The sequence below is a fragment of the Microcystis aeruginosa FD4 genome, assembly GCF_009792235.1.
Lineage (GTDB): Bacteria > Cyanobacteriota > Cyanobacteriia > Cyanobacteriales > Microcystaceae > Microcystis > Microcystis viridis.
On record NZ_CP046973.1, the window covers coordinates 5320593 to 5339841 of the forward strand.

Annotated in this window: 16 protein-coding genes, 1 tRNA gene and 4 pseudogenes; 11 read left to right on the top strand and 10 right to left on the bottom strand. The window is 42.6% G+C overall.

Annotation, left to right across the window (positions count from 1 at the left end):
- Window positions 1-160: 160 nt before the first annotated feature.
- Complete coding sequence (gene cydB, locus GQR42_RS26435; protein WP_002792975.1) at window positions 161-1174, bottom strand: cytochrome d ubiquinol oxidase subunit II; 1014 nt, start codon at window positions 1172-1174, stop codon at window positions 161-163.
- A gap of 8 nt (window positions 1175-1182) precedes the next feature.
- A complete protein-coding gene (locus tag GQR42_RS26440) occupies window positions 1183-2610 on the bottom strand; it encodes a cytochrome ubiquinol oxidase subunit I (protein WP_158202245.1) in 1428 nt (475 codons plus the stop codon).
- 358 nt (window positions 2611-2968) lie between these two features.
- On the opposite strand from GQR42_RS26440, the gene mnmG reads away from it, so the two are divergent.
- Window positions 2969-4876: a tRNA uridine-5-carboxymethylaminomethyl(34) synthesis enzyme MnmG gene (gene mnmG, locus GQR42_RS26445; protein ID WP_158202246.1), complete on the top strand. Its 1908-nt coding sequence runs from the start codon at window positions 2969-2971 to the stop codon at window positions 4874-4876.
- 44 nt (window positions 4877-4920) lie between these two features.
- On the opposite strand, the gene GQR42_RS26450 is transcribed toward mnmG, so the two are convergent.
- Window positions 4921-5061 (bottom strand): CHAT domain-containing protein, encoded by a 141-nt coding sequence (locus GQR42_RS26450; protein WP_158202247.1) that lies wholly within the window; start codon window positions 5059-5061, stop codon window positions 4921-4923.
- Window positions 5062-5187: 126 nt separating this feature from the next.
- Between GQR42_RS26450 and GQR42_RS26455 the strand changes: the two genes are divergently transcribed.
- Window positions 5188-7008 carry a DUF262 domain-containing protein gene (locus GQR42_RS26455; protein WP_158202248.1) on the top strand — a complete coding sequence of 607 codons (1821 nt, stop codon included), beginning with the start codon at window positions 5188-5190 and terminating at the stop codon, window positions 7006-7008.
- A gap of 56 nt (window positions 7009-7064) precedes the next feature.
- Here the strand turns inward: GQR42_RS26455 and GQR42_RS26460 are convergent, their stop codons facing one another.
- The 3 genes from GQR42_RS26460 to GQR42_RS26470 form a co-directional block, all read right to left on the bottom strand.
- On the bottom strand, window positions 7065-7316 hold the full coding sequence (locus GQR42_RS26460; protein WP_158202249.1) for a DUF2283 domain-containing protein: 252 nt from the start codon (window positions 7314-7316) through the stop codon (window positions 7065-7067).
- Between the two features lie 490 nt (window positions 7317-7806).
- Window positions 7807-8079 carry a transposase gene (locus tag GQR42_RS26465; RefSeq protein ID WP_233271435.1) on the bottom strand — a complete coding sequence of 91 codons (273 nt, stop codon included), beginning with the start codon at window positions 8077-8079 and terminating at the stop codon, window positions 7807-7809.
- Between the two features lie 159 nt (window positions 8080-8238).
- A complete protein-coding gene (locus tag GQR42_RS26470; RefSeq protein ID WP_158202250.1) occupies window positions 8239-9081 on the bottom strand; it encodes a methyltransferase domain-containing protein in 843 nt (280 codons plus the stop codon).
- A gap of 177 nt (window positions 9082-9258) precedes the next feature.
- On the opposite strand from GQR42_RS26470, the gene GQR42_RS26475 reads away from it, so the two are divergent.
- The 7 genes and pseudogenes from GQR42_RS26475 to GQR42_RS29285 all read left to right on the top strand — a co-directional run.
- Window positions 9259-10332 (top strand): extracellular catalytic domain type 2 short-chain-length polyhydroxyalkanoate depolymerase, encoded by a 1074-nt coding sequence (locus GQR42_RS26475; RefSeq protein WP_158202251.1) that lies wholly within the window; start codon window positions 9259-9261, stop codon window positions 10330-10332.
- 60 nt (window positions 10333-10392) lie between these two features.
- The gene (locus tag GQR42_RS26480; protein WP_158202252.1) at window positions 10393-10935 is read left to right on the top strand and encodes a phasin family protein; all 543 of its coding nucleotides are present in this window, start codon (window positions 10393-10395) and stop codon (window positions 10933-10935) included.
- 344 nt (window positions 10936-11279) lie between these two features.
- Window positions 11280-12485, top strand: coding sequence for an FAD-dependent hydroxylase (locus tag GQR42_RS26485; RefSeq protein ID WP_158202253.1), 1206 nt, complete (start codon window positions 11280-11282; stop codon window positions 12483-12485).
- A gap of 91 nt (window positions 12486-12576) precedes the next feature.
- Window positions 12577-12650 (top strand) — tRNA-Pro (locus tag GQR42_RS26490).
- A 131-nt stretch (window positions 12651-12781) separates the two neighbouring features.
- Window positions 12782-14704 carry a S9 family peptidase gene (locus tag GQR42_RS26495; protein ID WP_158202254.1) on the top strand — a complete coding sequence of 641 codons (1923 nt, stop codon included), beginning with the start codon at window positions 12782-12784 and terminating at the stop codon, window positions 14702-14704.
- A gap of 208 nt (window positions 14705-14912) precedes the next feature.
- A pseudogene (locus tag GQR42_RS26500) lies at window positions 14913-15206 on the top strand (transposase family protein); the annotation flags it as partial.
- Window positions 15207-15215: 9 nt separating this feature from the next.
- Window positions 15216-15446 (top strand): annotated as a pseudogene (locus GQR42_RS29285) (IS982 family transposase); the annotation flags it as partial.
- 229 nt (window positions 15447-15675) lie between these two features.
- Here GQR42_RS29285 and GQR42_RS26505 read toward each other — a convergent pair.
- The 3 genes and pseudogenes from GQR42_RS26505 to GQR42_RS26515 all read right to left on the bottom strand — a co-directional run.
- The gene (locus tag GQR42_RS26505; protein WP_233271183.1) at window positions 15676-15990 is read right to left on the bottom strand and encodes a hypothetical protein; all 315 of its coding nucleotides are present in this window, start codon (window positions 15988-15990) and stop codon (window positions 15676-15678) included.
- 228 nt (window positions 15991-16218) lie between these two features.
- On the bottom strand, window positions 16219-16488 hold the full coding sequence (locus tag GQR42_RS26510; protein WP_158202255.1) for a hypothetical protein: 270 nt from the start codon (window positions 16486-16488) through the stop codon (window positions 16219-16221).
- Window positions 16489-16707: 219 nt separating this feature from the next.
- Window positions 16708-16959, bottom strand: a pseudogene (locus GQR42_RS26515) (helix-turn-helix domain-containing protein); the annotation flags it as partial.
- 248 nt (window positions 16960-17207) lie between these two features.
- Here GQR42_RS26515 and GQR42_RS26520 point away from each other — a divergent pair.
- Window positions 17208-18545, top strand: a complete 1338-nt coding sequence (locus tag GQR42_RS26520; protein WP_158202256.1) for a helix-hairpin-helix domain-containing protein — start codon at window positions 17208-17210, stop codon at window positions 18543-18545.
- A gap of 3 nt (window positions 18546-18548) precedes the next feature.
- Here GQR42_RS26520 and GQR42_RS29690 read toward each other — a convergent pair whose 3' ends face one another.
- Window positions 18549-18674: a hypothetical protein gene (locus tag GQR42_RS29690; RefSeq protein WP_257792608.1), complete on the bottom strand. Its 126-nt coding sequence runs from the start codon at window positions 18672-18674 to the stop codon at window positions 18549-18551.
- Here GQR42_RS29690 and GQR42_RS26530 point away from each other — a divergent pair.
- Window positions 18660-19026 (top strand): annotated as a pseudogene (locus tag GQR42_RS26530) (M42 family peptidase); the annotation flags it as partial. The gene GQR42_RS29690 and the pseudogene GQR42_RS26530 overlap by 15 nt on opposite strands.
- Between the last annotated feature and the right edge of the window lie 223 nt (window positions 19027-19249).

Here is a 19249-nt window from a genome sequence, read left to right on the forward strand (position 1 = left end):
TTCTTAGATTAGCCGAATCTCCTCCAATCCCTTTACTGTTGCCTTTTGCCTTTTGCCTGTTGCCTCGTCTCAACAAGCAATTTAAATTACCATCAGCTTAGAGAGTCTCCCCTTAAAAATTTCACCAAAGAAGATTGATATCTGAAATCGGCAACGTCATCTATTCTCCGTAGGATTCAGCAGTAATTTTACCCCGAAAAACGATGTAATTATAAACTGTATAGGCTAGTAAAATTGGGATTAAAAAACCCACAAAAGTCAGCATAAACACCAAAGAACTGGGGGCGGCTGCCGCTTGATAAATTGTCACGGACGGGGGAATAATATCGGGAAAAATCAACAATCCCAAACCGATAAAAGAGAGCATAAACAGCAATACTGTCCAGACCATGGGGGTGTTTTCTTCCTTTAATTGCAAACTCCGCAGTAATAAACCCAGTAAGACCACAGCTAAAATCGGGATGAGGATAAAAATGTAAATTAGTCGAGGGTCAAATAAACGCTGACGGATATGGTCGGAAAGCAGCGGCGTACTGATGGTGATAAAGATAGCACCGATAAAAGTGGTAATAGCGGCAATTTTTGCCGTTTTATAGTGAACTTCCTGTAAATTACCCGTAGTTTTCAGAATTAGGTAAGTGGAACCCACTAAAACATAAGCTTGGATTAAAGTTAGAGAAACTAGAATCGATCGCCATGTTAACCAATCAAAGGGACCGCCGGCAAAATGACCCAATTCATCCACTTTAATCCCCTCAAAAACTGCACCGAGGGCGAATCCTTGCCCCAAAGCGGCCAAAAAACTGCCGAGTCCGAAGGCATAATTCCAGAACAACTTGCGACGAGAATGTTCACGAAACTCGAAGGAAACCGCCCTAAATAACAGCCCCACCACCATAATCACTGCTGGCAGGTATAAAGCGTTTAAAATTGTCCCGTAAGCTAGGGGAAACGCCCCAAACAGGGAACCCCCCATCAAGACAATCCAAGTTTCGTTAGCATCCCAAACATTGCCCAAACTGGTCATTAAAATACTGCGACGCTTCTCGGAGGAGGAAGTCAGGGAAAGAATTCCCACCCCCAAGTCAAAACCATCGAGAAGGACGTAGAGAAACAGGAATAAACCCAGAATAAAAAACCAAATTTGTGGCAGAAAATACTGTAAAGGTTCCATAGTTCCTCCTATTGTTGCGCTTCTAGGGGACGAGGATTTAGTTCTGGTGAGGTCACTTTTTCCTCTTGAGTCCCCGGCAGTGGTAAGTTAAGATTGGGTCCCTGACGGATAATACGACTGCCGAAATAGAGAGCAGAAACCAAGAAAACGACATAAATCGCCGTAATTCCGATTAAAGAGGTTAAAATCTCGCCCGCAGGCAGTTTAGAAGCAGCATCCACCGTCCGGATTTGATTGTAAACTGTCCAGGGTTGACGACCGACACAACGGACAATCCAACCGGTTTCCACCGCAAGATAACCCAGAGGGGCCGCAAAAACCCAAGCGCGCAGTAACCATTTTTGACTGTCGATTTTTTCGTTAGATAATTGACCGCGCAGCCATTGCCCGACAGTTACAGCCATTAAAGACGCGAGAAAAAGACCGATAGCGACCATAATCCGGAAGGAATAATAGATTAGCCCCACCATGTGCGGTCTGTCTTCGTATTTCCACGTTTTTAAGCCGAGAACAGGTTCCGATAACTTGGGTTTTAATTCCAAAAGATAACCCAAAGCATTAGGTATCTTCACTTCCCAGCTATTTGTCTCCGCTTTATCCTTGGGTAAAGCAACCAAACTCCAACCGGCAGTTTCTCCCGCAGGAATGGTTTCCCATTGCGCTTCCATGGCGGCTAATTTAGCCGGTTGATAGTGATACACTTGTTCGGCACTAAGATGACCGACAAAAATTTGCAAGGGAGCGATAACAATCGCTAGAGTAAGAACAATTTTGAGAGAACGACTAAAAAAGCTAATGTGACGTTTATTGAGCAAATACCAAGCACTAATCCCACCAATGACGAAAAGAGAAGTTTCCAGAGTAGCGAAAAACATATGCAGGAAACTATTAACCATGAAGGGATTGAGAATCGCTTGTAGGTAATCTTGAACGATAAATTTACCATCCACGAAGATGCCACCAGCAGGGGTTTGCAGCCAAGAATTAGCGGTTAAAATCCAGAAAGTGGAAAGATTAGCCCCGAAAGCGACGAGAATTGTCGCTAGGAAGTGAATTAACGGGGGAACTCGTCCCCAACCAAACAGCATAATTCCCAGAAAACTAGCCTCTAGCATAAAGGCCATGGTTCCCTCGAAACCGAGGATAGTTCCGAAAAAGTCCCCCACTGCTTCCGAAAAAGGCGCCCAATTCATGCCAAACTGAAAAGCCATCGGTAAACCAGAAGCAACTCCAATGCCGAAATTGAGAATGTAGAGTTTTGACCAGAAGCGAGCGTGATGATAGTAGTCAGGATTGCGGGTTTTTAGCCATAATCCTTCGACAATGACTAGATAAATGCCCATACCAGTGGTTAACACCGGCCAAAGCATATGGAAAATAGCGGTGATAGCGAATTGTATCCGCGACAAAGCAACGGGGTTGGCAAGTAAATCCATGATTACAATCTTTGAACGATCGTGAAGATATGATCAGCACCTATAATACTTAGCCAGTAATGCCCTGAAAAAGCAAGGGTAAATAGGGATTATATAGATTGTTTTTAGATTTATGCGATCGCTTTGGTGGTAGTCAATACTTTTAATTAGTAGGTTTGTATTATATTGGAGGGAAAACTCAGAAAAATTGCTAGAATATTAGCCTGATTAATTAATTTTCCCCTCGAGCGACTATGCTAAGACGCATTTAAACCGCTTATTCTTGGATTAGCCGAACCTCCCCCAATCCCTTTACTGTTGCCTTTTGCCTCTTGCCTTTTGCCTCGTCTCAACAAGCAATTTAAATTACGAACAGCTTATGACTTTCTCCTCAGCCGCAGACTTTCAAGACGAATTTGATGTCATCGTCGTCGGGGCGGGCCATTCCGGCTGTGAAGCGGCCCTAGCTTGCGCCCGTCTCGGTTGTCGTACCCTTCTCCTCACCCTTAATCTCGATAAAATCGCTTGGCAACCCTGTAACCCCGCCGTCGGTGGTCCGGCTAAATCCCAATTAACCCACGAAGTGGACGCTTTAGGCGGCGAAATTGGCAAAATGGCCGACCGCACCTATCTGCAAAAACGGGTTCTTAATGCCTCTCGCGGGCCGGCAGTCTGGGCCCTACGCGCCCAAACCGATAAACGGGAATACGCGGCAATTATGAAAGGTATTGTCGAAACCCAAGCAAATCTGGTTATTCGGGAAGGCATGGCCACAGACCTGATTTTAGGGGCAAATGAGCAAGTTTTAGGGGTAGAAACCTATTTCGGCACTTGTTTCGCCGCTAAAGCCGTCATTTTAACCACTGGCACTTTTTTAGGCGGCAAAATCTGGATTGGCGGCAAATCTATGGCCGCCGGACGGGCGGGGGAATTTGCGGCGGTGGGTTTAACAGAAACCCTAAATCGTCTCGGATTCGAGACCGGTCGCCTAAAAACTGGCACTCCTGCCCGTGTGGATAAGCGTTCGGTGGATTACTCCCGCATGGAACCGCAACCGCCCGATGACGAGGTGCGTTGGTTTAGTTTTGATCCGGAGTTGTGGATTGAACGAGAACAAATGAACTGTCATCTCACCCGCACCACGGCGGCAACCCATCAATTAATCCGAGATAATTTACATTTATCCCCCATTTATGGCGGTTTTATTGACTCCAAAGGGCCGCGTTATTGTCCTAGTATTGAGGATAAAATCGTCCGTTTTGCCGATAAAGAAAGTCATCAAATTTTTATCGAACCGGAAGGGCGCGATATTCCCGAACTTTATATCCAAGGGTTTTCTACGGGACTGCCGGAAAATGTTCAATTAGCCATGCTGCGGACTTTACCCGGTTTAGAAAACTGTGTGATGTTGCGTGCTGCCTATGCAGTGGAATACGATTATTTACCGGCAACTCAGTGTTATCCAACCCTGATGACGAAAAAGATTGAGGGGTTATTTTGTGCGGGACAAATTAACGGCACAACTGGTTATGAAGAAGCGGCAGCCCAGGGACTGGTGGCGGGGATTAATGCGGCCCGGTTTGCTTTGGGAAAAGAGTTAATTGTTTTTGCCCGGGAGGAAAGTTATCTGGGAACTTTGGTCGATGATTTGTGTACGAAAGACCTGCGGGAACCCTATCGAATGTTAACCAGTCGTTCCGAATATCGGTTAGTATTGCGATCGGATAATGCCGATCAAAGATTAACACCTTTAGGGCGAGAAATTGGTTTAATTGATGACCGGCGTTGGCAATTATTCCAAACTAAACAGGCTAATATTATCGCCGAAAAAGAACGCCTACACGAAACGAGAATTAAAGAACGGGATCAGGTGGCAATTGCCATCGTTAAGGATACGGAACAAAAAATCAAAGGTTCTCTCTCTTTAGCTGATTTACTGCGTCGTCCTAGCTTCCATTATCTGGATCTTGATCGCTATGGTTTAGGTAATCCCGATTTAAATTTAGCCGAAAGAGAAGGGGTAGAAATTGAGATTAAATATTCCGGTTATTTGAAACGACAACAAAATCAAATCGACCAAATTAGTCGCCACAGTAACCGTCATTTATCCCCCGATATTGACTACATGAAAATCGAAACTTTGTCAATGGAATCTAGGGAAAAATTAACAAAAATTAAACCCGCCACCATCGGCCAAGCCTCGCGAATTGGCGGAGTCAATCCCGCCGATATTAACGCTTTATTAGTATATTTAGAAATGCGGCAGATGTCGGGAGTTAAAAGTTAGGAAATAATCTCGATTTTAAGCGATCAAGAGTTATTATCAGCTGCTTAATTAGCAGCCCCAAGCAAAATAAATGGCGACCAAAAGAAAGGATGGGGATACTTTTCGATCAGGCTTAATTTTGCCTCTCTCATCGCTGCGCTTTTGTTCATTCCTTTCTGGAGATTTTGATAGAATTCAGCCATCATAATCGAATTAATTGCCTCAGAGTATTTGTCTTCCCCTGCTGGGGTATGTTAGCATTAAATAGGATCAGTTAGTTCTTTTCCCTTTCTAGATACTGTACTGAAATGTTCTATAGGCTTAGATGAGTTATGAAGATTGAACCCACATACACATCGGTCGGTGTACTTTTTAAGCGTCAATCTACGTTTTTTATTCCTAAATATCAGAGAGCTTATGCCTGGGAATCAGAATCAGTCTCAGATTTTATCAAGGATTTACTTAATTGCTTTGAAAAAAGAAAGCAAAATTCGCCAATAAATCTTTTTTTTGGTGGCATTCTGATTGTCAAACACCCTGTTGTTGGAGCATTTGAGCAGCATAAATATGAAATAATTGATGGACAACAAAGAATAGCTACATTTGCTTTGTTGGTTGCTTGTATAATTCACACTTATCAGAACCTAGAATCAGAGGCTCAAAAGTCACCAGGGGAAACTTCTTTAGTATCAATTATCAACAAACGTATTCAAGATTTGTCAAACAGATTTATTAAATTCGAGCAAGAGATTCAAAGACAAGTAACCCCTGTAGAAGTTTTAACACTTTCAAAAGCTGATGACCCTTTTTATCAAGAATTAATTGGTGATAGGAATCCATCTGTATCAAGAGATTCACACCGTAAAATTTCAGATGCACATAAAACTTTGTTAAAGGAAATACAAGGAATAATTAATGTTAATGATACGATAGAAGATAAGATAGACAATCTCGAAATTATTCAAAATATATTAGACAATGATTTTACAATTTTGCACATGGTAACTGAAAATAGAGAGGATGCTTTTAGACTTTTTCAAGTTATCAATGATCGAGGAACCAATCTTACAGATGGAGATTTATTAAGAGCTAAAACATTGGAACTTCTCGAAGGCTATTCCAGAAACCAAGATTCTGTAGAAAAATTATGGGACAATATCCTGTCCGATTCACCAACCGACACAACTGATTATTTAAATTGGATTTATGATTCTTATCAAGGTAATAGACCAAAACAGAATGCCGTGTTTGATATGTTTCTTGATAAATTTTTCCCACAACATAAGCAACAAAATTTTACAGAAGATGATGCCGAACAAATTTATCAAGTAGTAAAAAAGACTCACGAAGACATTTTGAAGTGTAGAAAACTGGTAAAAGGAGAATGGTTGTATGAACTTCGGCAACCTCTAACCAGTTGGGATAAAACTCGTTTGAACATTCTTATAGTTGAACTTGGACATACTTTATCAATTCCTTTATTACTGGCAGCATCTGAACTCAATCAAAAATCATTCTCAGAAATAGTTAATATTTTAGAAAAGGTATTCTTTCGGTATAAAATAGTATGTAATCAACACATAACACCGCTTAAAAATATCTACGCCCAAGAAGCTCTTAATATTCGCAAAAATCCCAATAATTATAATGTTAATAATCTCAGAAATGAGCTACAAAAACTTATGGAATTAAAGGCATCAGATCAAAAATTAAGGGATAACCTAGTTACCCTTGAATATCAAGAATCTGGTGGTAGCAACAAGCCTCTAAAATATTTTTTAATGACAATTGAGTATTACTATCAATGGTACAAAGACGGTGCAAGTGGTGAGTCTGTATGTCTTGACAAAAGCAGATTATATGACTTTGCTGGCACATCGATCGAACATATATATCCTCGTAACGCTGGTCAATCTGACCAAGATAATGAGCTTGACCAACTCAAAAATTCTCTTGGCAATCTTACTATTTTAGACACTGTACAAAATAGTATTGGAGGCAACGACAATTTCTCTACTAAAAAACCGCTCTATCAAAAATCTTCAGTTTTATTAACTCAAGAGATAGGCTCAAAGACAGCTTGGACAAAGAGTGAAATTGAGGCTCATCAAAAATTACTCATAGATGCTGCTGTTGCCATTTTTCGTCTGTAGCTTACGCAGGGAGAAAGGTCGGCGTTGCAGAAAATTTCCTGAATTTCTCACATCACTTAACAATTTAGTATTAACTTTCCGAACCATTGTCTAATCTCTTGTTTTTCACTCTCTTCCAACAGAAAATCAATATTTTTAAATTGTTCAGCCGTTCTCTGCTTGACTCCTAAAATCTCAATCCCCACAATCCTATCCGTCTCATCGTAATCATAGACAATTCCAGGCGCTACCTCCTCAGAATCAATAACCTTTCCCTCAAAACGACGAATATAAGCGGCATTAGCGGCTTGATCATAGTCTATTTTCATAGTTTCCCCTTTAATCGGCGTTCAAAATGGACAGTTACAACCCTGCAAGGTGCAGTAGTAAAATTATCAACAACCTTTAAAACACGCCCTCCAGCTTCAGGAATAACCCCATAAAGACAGATGAGAGTCGGATAGATCGGGTGATCCTCTGTCCTTTGAGGGTTAAAAAGAACCTCCTCAACCCAGATAGAGGTATTTCACGTTCATCACGCCTTTTTTGGCAATGCTCCGTCAGTTCCTAGGCAAAGATAGTCAAGACAACCTCTAAGTAGGGCTGGCTGAATAAATCTAAAAACCTTGCTGGATAAGACTTTTAGACTTTTTTGAAATCCAAAAGTACCAGATATGGGAGTGATCAGGGGGAAATTCAGGTACTTTTTCCCTGAAAATTAGGTAATTGACCCCCTCAAAATCGGTAAAACCCCACACCCTACACCCTACACCCTACACCCTGCCCCTAGGAAAAACTTTTTCAGCAGACCCTAAGTAGCTAGGCAGAATTAAACTTAAAACAGTGAGTTTCGTATCCTCCTTTTTGAGCGCGAGCTTCGATCCCTTGTTTAACAGCGATCGCTAAATCGGACTGATCGGGAAAAATTTGACCTGCCAGTTCGTGAGTTTTCAATTGATGCCATTCAGTTTCAATAAGATTCATTTCAGAGGAATATTTGGGCAGTTGAAAGAAAAATAATCCTGGCTGCTGCCACTTATCCCAATATTCTCTGACTTGCTTACTCGTAAGTGGGTGGGTGGAATTAAATATAAGATGAACGTAGGTTGGGTTGAAGCATGAAACCCAACACCCCCATGGGTTACGAAGTGCGCTAACCCATCCTACAAATAATTGTGCCTCCCCTTCAGGATGTACATCTCTTAAGAATCCCCGTCCGTTTTAAGGCGGGGATTGTCAAGGCCAAGCTGATTATTTCTTCCCTTGCAGTAAGCCAAAACGAATTAAACCCGACTCGTAACCGCGCCGCATTAACCCTAAAGATAAAGCTCCTTGGATAGTAGTGTAACCGCTTGCTAACAAACCAGCGATCGCATCTGTGGTTAAGGCCGAGTCAATCACCACATCCCAAAAAGCGGCCACCGATAGGGACCAATCATCGGTTTTTAGGTCTCGAAAGCCAATTTCATGGGCAATATCGGCGTATTCTGGCAAAGAAATCACATAGGGCAGACAATAAACCTGATAAATCTCGTTTAATAGCTTAATCTCCCCTGCCGTTAAATTACCAGCCAGGGAAGTGGTGGGACGATGACACCAAGTTGCCATCAAAAAAGTCCCCCCGGGCTGCAAAACCCGATAACATTCCCGCAGAAATTGCCTTTTATCGGGCATATGTTCGCCACTTTCCAAAGACCAGACCAGATCAAAATTATTCTCAGGAAAGGGGGTTTTTAGGGCATCAGCCACACAAAAACTCACTTGTTCTTCTAAATTGAACTCTTGCGCTCTTTGGTTGGCTCTAGCGGCTTGTACTGGGGATAGGGTAATCCCCACCCCTTGGCTGTGAAATTTTTCGGCCAGATAAAGGCTACTGCCACCAATACCACAACCCACATCGAGAATCTGATTAGCGCCGGTGACATCTCCCCAAGTTAATAATTCTTCTATTAAATCAATTTGTGCCTGACGGCGATCGAGTTTAATCTTGCCGCCGCGACCGTAGTAACCATGGTGCATATGTTCGCCCCAAATCCTTTCCCACAGTCCACTAGAGGAGTCATAAAAATCGGCTATTCGTTGATCAAGTTCCATGGTGATTTCCTAGTTAAGAGAGGCACTCTTGCCAGAGATTAGCCAGATATGTTGCACCAAATCCTGTTTAAAAAGTACGGCAAAGTGGGAACTGGGAAGAAGGGATTGGGTTTTTAAATTTCGATCTGTTTTACTTTATCTTATATATCATAGGTTCCGATTTTTGCAAGAGGTCTTATGATTAAGGCAGGATTAAAACTACTGGCTGTTTTGATTTTTAGTATTTTTAGCTTCAATGGGGCGGTCTTGGCCGAGGAAGCACCCAAGCTATCTGGTTATCAGGCAGATTTAAGCCAAACATCTGTTTCTGGTCTTTCATCAGGGGCCTTCATGACGGCTCAATTCCATGTCGCCTACTCAGATAGGCTGGTAGGAGCAGGTATCATTGCTGGCGGTCCTTTTTATTGTGTAGGTTCTTACGAGACGGACCCAGAGCAATTTCTCGAGCAAGCGACATCAACTTGCATGAATCCTCTGACTGAGTCAGTAGGACCGGATGGAAAAAGATTATTTAAAAAAGCTCAAGAACTTGCCAAGGCTAACAAAATTGCCGATCTCAACAACTTAAAAGATGATCGAGTCTATCTGTTCAGTGGTTCAAATGATCGCGTAGTTAAAACTGTCGTCGTTGACGAAGTAGAAGATTTTTATCAAGCTGCTGGCTTACCCTCAGAAAATATTAAATACGACAAGAATGTCAATGCCGGTCATGCCATAATTGTCGAGCAGTCTAGGGTGTCATGTTCGGATACTAAGTCACCCTTTATAAACGACTGCGATTTCATGCAATCCCATCGGATTTTAGGCCATATTTATGGCCAGTTGAATCCACCGGTTGACTCTAATAGATTAAGTGGCCAGATTATTCGGTTTGACCAGAGCGAGTTTATTGACGGTAAAAAGACGAGTATGAGTCGGGAGGCTTATGTTTATGTACCTGAAGCCTGTAAAAAAGAAAGCTGCAAAGTTCATGTAGCTATTCATGGTTGCAAACAGGGGGCAACGGAAATTGATGATACTTACTACACTAAAACTGGTTACAATGAAATAGCTGATACCAATAGGATAATTGTCTTATATCCCCAGGTTGAACCGTCAGCATCAATCCCTTACAATCCCCAGGGATGCTGGGATTTTTGGGGATATTCTAGTGCAGACCCAGACAATCCTGTCTTTTATACTAGAGAGTCTCCCCAGATGAGGGCAATTGTCGCTATGTTAGAACGTTTGGCAGAACCGCGCCCTCAATAATTTAATCTTTTTGCTGGCACAGACAGAGAAATACATTAAGCAGTTTACGAGGCAACTACCATGCAAAACGAGCTAGTTAAACAGTGGATTGACTCAAACAAATTGGCAATAGAGTCCTTCAAGAATATTACGTCAACTAATGTGAACGCGATGGATGCCATGTTAACAAGTTTTGTTAACCCCAGCGCCTTCGCTGAACTAAGTAAGAGTTATCTAAGCTTGACCAAAGAATTGGGGGAAGTTTATACTGATAGTATTAATGAACTATTTCAAAGCCAACTGAAGCTGGTGAATTTACAGGCAACCTCTGATTCTTTTAAGGACTTGGGTGAAATTTATGTAAGTTCGATGACCAGTCTCGGACTAAAGCAAGCAGAATTGATGCGCCTGTATCTAGAAACTACAGCCAAGTATCTAGAGATATTAAAGGGCGCTCAAAAAGTAGATGATCTATTCAATGTCCAAACCAGTATTTTTAGCGAACTTCAAGAAAAGTTGCAGGGGAACATGATCGAAACAATGGGAGTTTTTAACTCTATCAATACTGCTCTGGACAATTGGACTCAAAAAAGCCTTGACGCATTCGCATCTGATGAGAGTTAAAAAAACTTGATCTTGCGGGTTATGTCTTTAGCCAAGTTCTCGGGTTGTTGCCCCAAACATATCCGCAACGGTGGGCAAGTGCCAGCGCCGCTGCATTACCCGTCGGGGTATCCAGGAAGACTGGCACCCCAGGAGCATCAGCTAACAGAGCTTGTAGCAGCTTGTTATCGCCCTTCCAGAAGTCTAGGAAGAGCGATAACCCGAAACTCTCGGCAACGGACAAAACCCTTTCAAGTCTATCCATGGCTAGGTGGGGTGAAGACAATCAAACCCGACAGCAACCCCGAAAATCGTGTCAGAATAGATCAGTGTAGTCACTGATTATCTTTGAGAAAAATATTTATATGTTAGGACGGGACAACTACGATTTAATCATTGTCGGGGGCGGCATAGTCGGAACCACCCTAGCGGTGGCTTTAAAAAATACAGGACTAAATATCGCTATGATCGAGGAACGTCCCCTAGAGGTGGCCGCCTCCCGTCGTCAAGCTTATGCCCTCTCGCTGATGTCGAGTCGGATTTTTACAGGCTTAGGTATCTGGGATAAAATCTCGCCCAATATCGGTAAATTTCGTCATATTCGCCTTTCTGATGCCGATTTTCCGATTTTTGTCCCCTTTGTGGTCGATGAGCTAAAAACCGATTATTTGGGCTATGTGGGCGAACATCAAGTGATTCTAACCGCCCTGCACAATGCCAGCCAAGATTGCGATCGCATTGACTGGTTATCCCCTGCTAAAGTGTTAGAAGTGGAGTACGGAGCAGAAACAGCCACTGTCACCCTGGAAGAAGCCGGTCAAACCCGAAAAATCACCGCAAAATTAGTTATCGGGGCCGATGGAGCCAAATCCGCTATCCGGCAAGGGGCGCAAATTAAAACCAAAGGTTGGAAATATTGGCAATCCTGTGTCGCTTTCACCATTAAACATCAACGCGATCGCAACGATACCGCCTTTGAAAGATTTTGGCCCACCGGTCCCATGGGCATTTTACCGCTCCGGGGTAATCGCTGTCAGATCGTTTGGACAAATCCCCATGAAGAAGCGAAAAAACTGCAAGAAATGCCCGAAGCGGAATTTCTTGACAAATTAGAGGCATATACGGGGGGATTACTGGGAAAAATAGAATTAGTTAGCCCCCGCGCTCTCTTTCCCGTACAGTTAATGCAGAGTGATACCTATGTTAAACCCCGACTGGCTTTAATTGGTGATGCCGCCCACTGTTGTCATCCCGTCGGTGGTCAAGGTTTAAATTTAGGCATTCGCGACGCAGCCGCTTTAGCGCAGGTATTAAAGGAAGCAGCGGAAAAGCCAGAGGATATAGGAGCGCTTTCTACCCTAAAATCCTACGAAAAATGGCGTAGATCGGAGAATTTAGCGATTTTAGGCTTCACGGATTTTCTAGATCGCCTGTTCTCCAATAACTGGCCGCCCATCGTTGTCATCCGTCGTCTCGGATTGGCAGTTATGCGCGGTTTTCCCCCGTTGAAATTGTTTGCCCTGCAATTAATGACGGGATTAAAAGGACGTATTCCCCAATTAGCTAGATAGCTGGCCACTAATTCCGGGGATGGGGGAGAAAGGAAGAAAAAAAAGCTTGCAAAATGCTGCGATTATCGCTATGATGGTTAAGGTTCAATATCGGGGCGTAGCGCAGCTTGGTAGCGCACTACTTTGGGGTAGTAGGGGTCGTGGGTTCGAATCCCGCCGCTCCGATTGCAGAAAAACAGAGAGTCAGGTAGGGATGCACCTAATCCCTACTTTTTTCTGTTTACTCGAAATTTTCTTAATTTATCAGCGTTTCTGATCAAGTTAGTTCACCATTAGAATCACTACTCTAGGAGAAAATGTCTAATCAAATATCAGCTTACGGTTCCTGGAAATCACCGATTACCTCCGATCTAATTGTGGCAGCATCGATTAGTCTTGGTGGTGTAATTGTAGATGGAGAAGATATTTATTGGTTAGAAGGCAGACCACAGGAAAAGGGGCGAAATGTTTTAGTTAAATTAAACCCCGACGGCACAACCACAGACATCACCCCAGCACCTTTTAATGTGCGAACTCGTGTCCATGAATACGGGGGAGGTTCCTATCTAATTGTTGCCGGAATTATCTATTTTTGTAATTTTGCTGACCAAAGAATTTATCGCCAAACTGCTGATAGTTTACCCCAACCTCTCACCCCAGAAAATTCCTGTCGTTATGCGGATTTAATTCTCGATAAATTTGGCAATCGTTTAATCTGTGTTTGTGAAGATCATAGCCAAAAAGATCGAGAACCAGTTAATAGTATTGTCAGCATCGATGTGGATACGGGAGAAATAAAAACTTTAGTATCTGGCGATGATTTTTATACCTCTCCTCGCTTGAGTGCCGACGGTTCTCGATTAGCTTGGATTAGTTGGAATCATCCTCATATGCCCTGGGATAGTTCTTTTCTCTGGGTGGCCGATATTAATAATCTTTATTTGAGTGATATTCGGGTCATTGCTGGCGGTGAAAATGAGTCGGTATGTGAACCGCGCTGGTCTGCCGATGAACAGTTATATTTTACCAGTGATCGCAATGATTTCTGGAACTTTTATTGCTTTAACCACGATGAACAAATAGAACCAGTTATCGAACCGATTGAGGCTGAATTTGCCTATCCTCATTGGGTTTTTGGGTTATCTAACTACGGTTTCGCCGGGGAATCAAAGATTATTTGTAGCTATACAAAAGATGGACGTTGGTATTTAGGGAGTATCGATACTGTTAATCGAGAATTTCGAGAAATTATTACTGATGATACTAACATTTCTTCCCTACAAGTTAGGGAGAGTAAAATAGTTTTTATTGGCGGTTCTTTCAGGGAAGTAACGGCGGTTGTCTCAAGGGATTTAGCCACAGGAAATAGAGAAATTCTCAAATCTTCCAGTAATTTAACTATTTCTAGCGATTATTTCTCGATTCCAGAAATGATTGCTTTTCCCACCAGTCAGGGACTAACTGCATCTGCTTGGTATTATCCCCCCAAAAACCCCGATTATACCGCCCCTAATGGCGAATTACCGCCCCTTTTAGTCAAAAGTCATGGTGGACCGACGGCTGCGGCGACCTCTAGTTTAAGTCTAAGGGTGCAATACTGGACCAGTCGCGGCTTTGGCTATCTAGATGTCAATTATGGCGGTAGTACGGGTTATGGTCGTCAATATCGTCAGCGTTTGCTGGGAAATTGGGGAATTGTCGATGTGGAAGACTGCATCAACGGGGCAAAATATTTGGTTAATCAGGGATTAGTCGATGGGGAAAGATTGGCAATTTCTGGAGGCAGTGCCGGTGGTTATACAACTTTAGCAGCCCTAACTTTTCATGATACTTTTAAAGCAGGAGCTAGTTATTACGGAGTTAGTGATTTAGAGGTTTTAGCCACCGATACCCATAAATTCGAGTCGAGATATTTAGATAAATTGGTGGGACTTTATCCTCAAGAAAAGGAAATTTACTATCAGCGATCGCCTATTCACTTTACCGCTCAGTTATCCTGTCCAGTGATCTTTTTCCAAGGTTTAGAAGATCGAGTAGTTCCACCCAATCAAGCAGAAATGATGGTAGAAGCTTTAAAAGCGAAAGGTTTACCCGTTGCTTACGTTCCCTTTGCGGGGGAACAACATGGATTTCGTCAAGCTGAATCGATAAAACGAGCATTAGATGCAGAATTTTATTTCTATTCCTGTCTCTTTGGTTTTACTCCTGCGGATAATTTAAAACCCGTAGAAATTAAGTAGGACTGGCTGAATAAATCTAAAAACCTTGGCTCTTCGGGATTTGTTATGCAAATAATTAATTTAAAATAAAATTCGATGAAAGCGCCTACGCCTAAAAGTAGCTGAAATCCATATAGGGAAAGACTTAAGACAAAAACAGGTTAATACCAAAAGATAGACAATCGAGTTAAGATTTGATATAATACTCAAAAACGAGAGTATTTTACTTATGATACTTGACAAATTTTTGAACCTAAAAGGAACGTCTATTCAAGGCTATCGACACCTAGAAAATATCGGTATAGTCTGACGAATCGAATCGAAAAATCAAAAAGCGACCTGTCCTCGTTGTGGGTTAGAGAGCGATAAACTACACCAAAATCATCGATATTTAGTCAAGGATTTACCAATCTCAGGACAACCAGTGTACCTACAAGTTAATCGTCGTCAATTTAAGTGCGATAATTGTCGAAAACCCTTGAGCGAAGAGTTAGATTTTGTCGCCAGTAAACGAACCTATACGAATTAGTAAAGTGATGCGCAAGAGCCAAGTTTTGTCCGTCTGCTTAGTCGTTTCCCTCGTCTGATTGAAACCGTCATCGGACAACTGTGTGGGCGGTTTAACTTGGAAACTGTCTGGGCAAGAAACTTGTGGCATTAGACCAGTCGCCTCAATCGTAAATTATTGGCTCATACGGTTTGTTTTTGGCTGAATCGTCCCTCTTGTGAGCCTCTTCAGTTTGACCAGCTTATCCCTGAATAGTTGCACACGGGGTATAGCACTGAGTAAGCTAAGACGTATTTAAACCGCTTATTCTTAGATTAGCCGAATCTCCCTCAATCCCTTTACTGTTGCAAGAGTACAAGAGCGCAAGAGTGCCTCGTCTCAACAAGCAATTTAAATTACGAACAGCTTAGCATCTAGGGCGACGAGTAAGTTGCCCTCCAACGCCTCAAACCCCCTCAAATAGCCTTGGTCTTTCAGCCCTTGCTCAATCCATCTGAACCAGGGGATAAAGATGCTTTGCGGCTATTCCATCGAGGATGTTCCGTATCTGTTCTACTGTCGGGATATTGACCAGACCAAACAGACTTTGAGCATTATCTCGTCCACAACGACTATTCAGTTGACGCTGATATTCTAGAAATGATTCATTCTGGCGAAAAAAGGCGGCAAATGCCCCTAATATTGCGTCTTTCAAACTGTAGCGGGTGGCATTGCTGGCACTTCGAGGGTCAGTTATCCCAGCGATAACTACTTGGAAATAGCTCAGCATCCCCATAAAACCCAGTTGTTTGACTTCCATTCCCCCGAAACCCACTGTTCAAACCTTTCACTCCATTTTGAAAGGCAAGAGTAAGACTGGTTCTGTATTCTGTGCTACCGTTTGAATTTGCAATTGCTGGCATCGAACCCCTCAAATTGCAACGCTCTAAGGCTCGACGGCTCGACTGAGCATCGCCGAACGTCCGAACGTACTCCCCACGCAAGGGCGAAGTGGCGTGGGGACTCGCGCGGATTCGTTGACATCCGTTTAGGTGGATTGACTGGCCAGAAATTGTCGTTGATAGTCTAAAAACTCGCCATGCCATTCCGCAAAACGCCGCTCCCCATCTTTGACTAAAAATTGGCGGTAGGCCTCCGAGGAAATCCAGGGCTTTGTTGGACGTTGTTGGTCCCAACGAGCTTGGTATTCAGCCGTTGATTGACGGCAGTGGTTGTGATAATTTTGATGCCATTCGCGATAGCGCCGTTCTCCATCCCGCACGAGGGCTTGGCGATAGGCTTCTGAAGATAGGCTCATGGTGTTACTCCTTTTCAAATCCCTTGATGGCTTGGCCAGGATTATAACACAATGCGTGAACTACCCAGCGCTGAACTCTCGTCAAGGTACGATATGGGCCTTTGCCCTCAGTTGCAAGGTTTCTTTGCTATCTCAACTGCTGCATTTTGTCCCGCTTTGCGTTGCTACCCTTTAACCAGATTTAGTACGACCAGCAAAGAAATTAGTAAAAGCTGTTTATAGGTGTCTTAAACCTTGTGGACAAGGGACACAGCTAACCTCATTCCAGAAGTCTAATTCTTCTTGTTTTTTCTCCTAGGTTAACATTGAAGAAGTTTGACTGTATCCTACTCTTTCTTGTCTTTCGTACCAAGCTTGTGTTCTCACATAGAGAGCTTTATTGTCAACTAATCTTACACAACCAAATGTGGGCAGCAATAGCGACTCTTGTTCTGGTGTGGGGTAAAATCGAAACGAATAGACTTTCTCCACGCCTCACATTCTAGCGTATATCGTGTAAATGCGCTAGTATTTAAATTAAAGCCAACCTAAAACGGCGGAGTTGCGGACCCAAATTTTCGATGATCTTGTTTAATTTGATCGTAACCTATTGTAGGTAGAATATACACTTTAGTTATCAATATGGTAATTTTTTTGCCCTGGGGAGCCTGATTTGGTAAAGAAATGCTATATTTCTATTAGCACCGTTGCCAAAATATCTGGAGAGTTGAGTTACTAATATGGTTAAAATCATCAGTCGTCAATTCTTGGGAACCCAGTCTGTTTACGATATTGGTGTAGAGAAAGATCATAATTTTTTACTGGCCAACGGGTTAATTGCCTCCAATTGTTTTAATAAATCTCACTCCACTGCCTACGCTTACGTTACCTATCAAACCGCTTATTTAAAAGCTAATTATCCTGTGGAATATATGACGGCGTTACTAACTGCTAGTAGCGATAATCAGGATAAGGTGGAAAAGTATCGAGAAAACTGTCAGAAAATGAATATCGATGTCGAACCTCCCGACATCAATCGATCGCAAAAACATTTTACCCCAATTGGGCGTAAAATTCTCTTTGGTTTGTCCGCAGTTAGAAATCTGGGCGAAAATGCGATCGAGGCTATTTTAAAAGCGCGGGAAGCAGCGGGGGGAAAGTTTACTTCTTTAGGGGATTTTTGCGAGCGTGTTGATTTGCGATTGGTCAACAAAAGAGCTTTAGAAACGCTAATTTATTGCGGTGCTTTTGATAAAATTCAACCTAATCGCCATCAATTAATTGAAGATTTAGAATTAGTAGTTGCTTGGGCGCAAAAACGCACCAAAGAGAAAGAAAGTGGTCAAATGAATATTTTTGATATGCTAGGAGGTAGCACAGAAAATAAACAAGAATCCGAGTTTGAACAGTCTCCCAGTGCAACCCCAGTGGAAGATTTTTCCCTACAAGAAAAGTTAAGACTGGAAAAAGAACATTTAGGTTTTTATGTTTCCGAACATCCTTTAAAAGCTTTACAAAGAGCCGCTCAAGTCCTATCTCCTATCAATTTAGCTGACTTAGAAGAACACAAAACCAGAAAAAAAGTCAGTGCCATTGTCCTATTAAATGCCGTCAAGAAAATTATGACCAAAAAAGGGACTCCCATGGCCTTTTTAACCCTAGAAGATGCCTCGGGACAATCGGAAGCGGTGGTTTTTTCCGATACCTACGAACGTCTGCAAAAATTATTAGTGGAGGAAGCAACTTTAATGGTGTGGGGAAAAGTTGATCGCCGAGATGATCGGGTACAATTAATTATCGAAGATGCGGAACCGATCGAAACCATTAAAATGGTGATGGTTAATTTATCGCTGCAAGATGTTGTCAACCAAAATCGTCAAAATCTTCTTAAAAGTATTCTGCAATCGGGAGACAAACAAAAGGCAAAAGTTCCCGTTATTGCCACCATCGGTGCGGGAACTCAGCGTCAATTTGTGCGTTTAGGGCAAAACTATTGGGTAGAGGATGAAAATTCGGTGCTAGAGTCTCTGAAAGTTGCGGGTTTTCTGGCTAATTCTGCACCTCTGATTAATCATTAAATGCTAACTGGCAATCACCCAATAGCCATGGCTGCGCCAATATTGTTCCTCTAAAACCTTCTCGATTTCCTGTTTCGATAATAATTCTCTTTCGACCCACAAATCAAGATAAATATGGATTTTGATCACCTCTTTGATACTATTGCCACTCTTGTCCTCCATCATTCTCCTAGTGGGATGGAAACGGAAATCGATCGCTTTTTACTAGAACGCTTTCAAGAGTTAGGATTAGAAACATGGCAAGATCAAGCGGGAAATGTCATCGGCAAGATTAAAGGACAGGATTCGACCCAAAAAATTGCCATTACTGGTCATAAAGACGAAATTGGCGCAATTGTTAAGGCAATTAATTAATCCCGATGGTACTCGGCAAATTCGCCAACTCGGAGGAGCTTTTCCTTGGATTTACGGAGAGGGAGTGTTAGATATTATCGGTGATCAGGAAACAAGATCGGGGATTCTCTCCTTTGGTTCCCGTCATCGAAAATTTTGGGTGGGAAACCCCGCCGTTCTAGGTTGGCTTTACGTTAGAATTAAAAAGACCGTCTCGAAAACCAAGTGGGCGGACAGCACCTTGAAAACTCGGCTTAGGGGGTTCCGTTCAGAAAAGCTTGTCCGGGTAAAAAGTCGCGCGCAACAAGTACAAGAAGCGTTTAGTCAGAACCGTACCGTGGGACACAAGGAATCGGGCTTCTGAAAGGTCG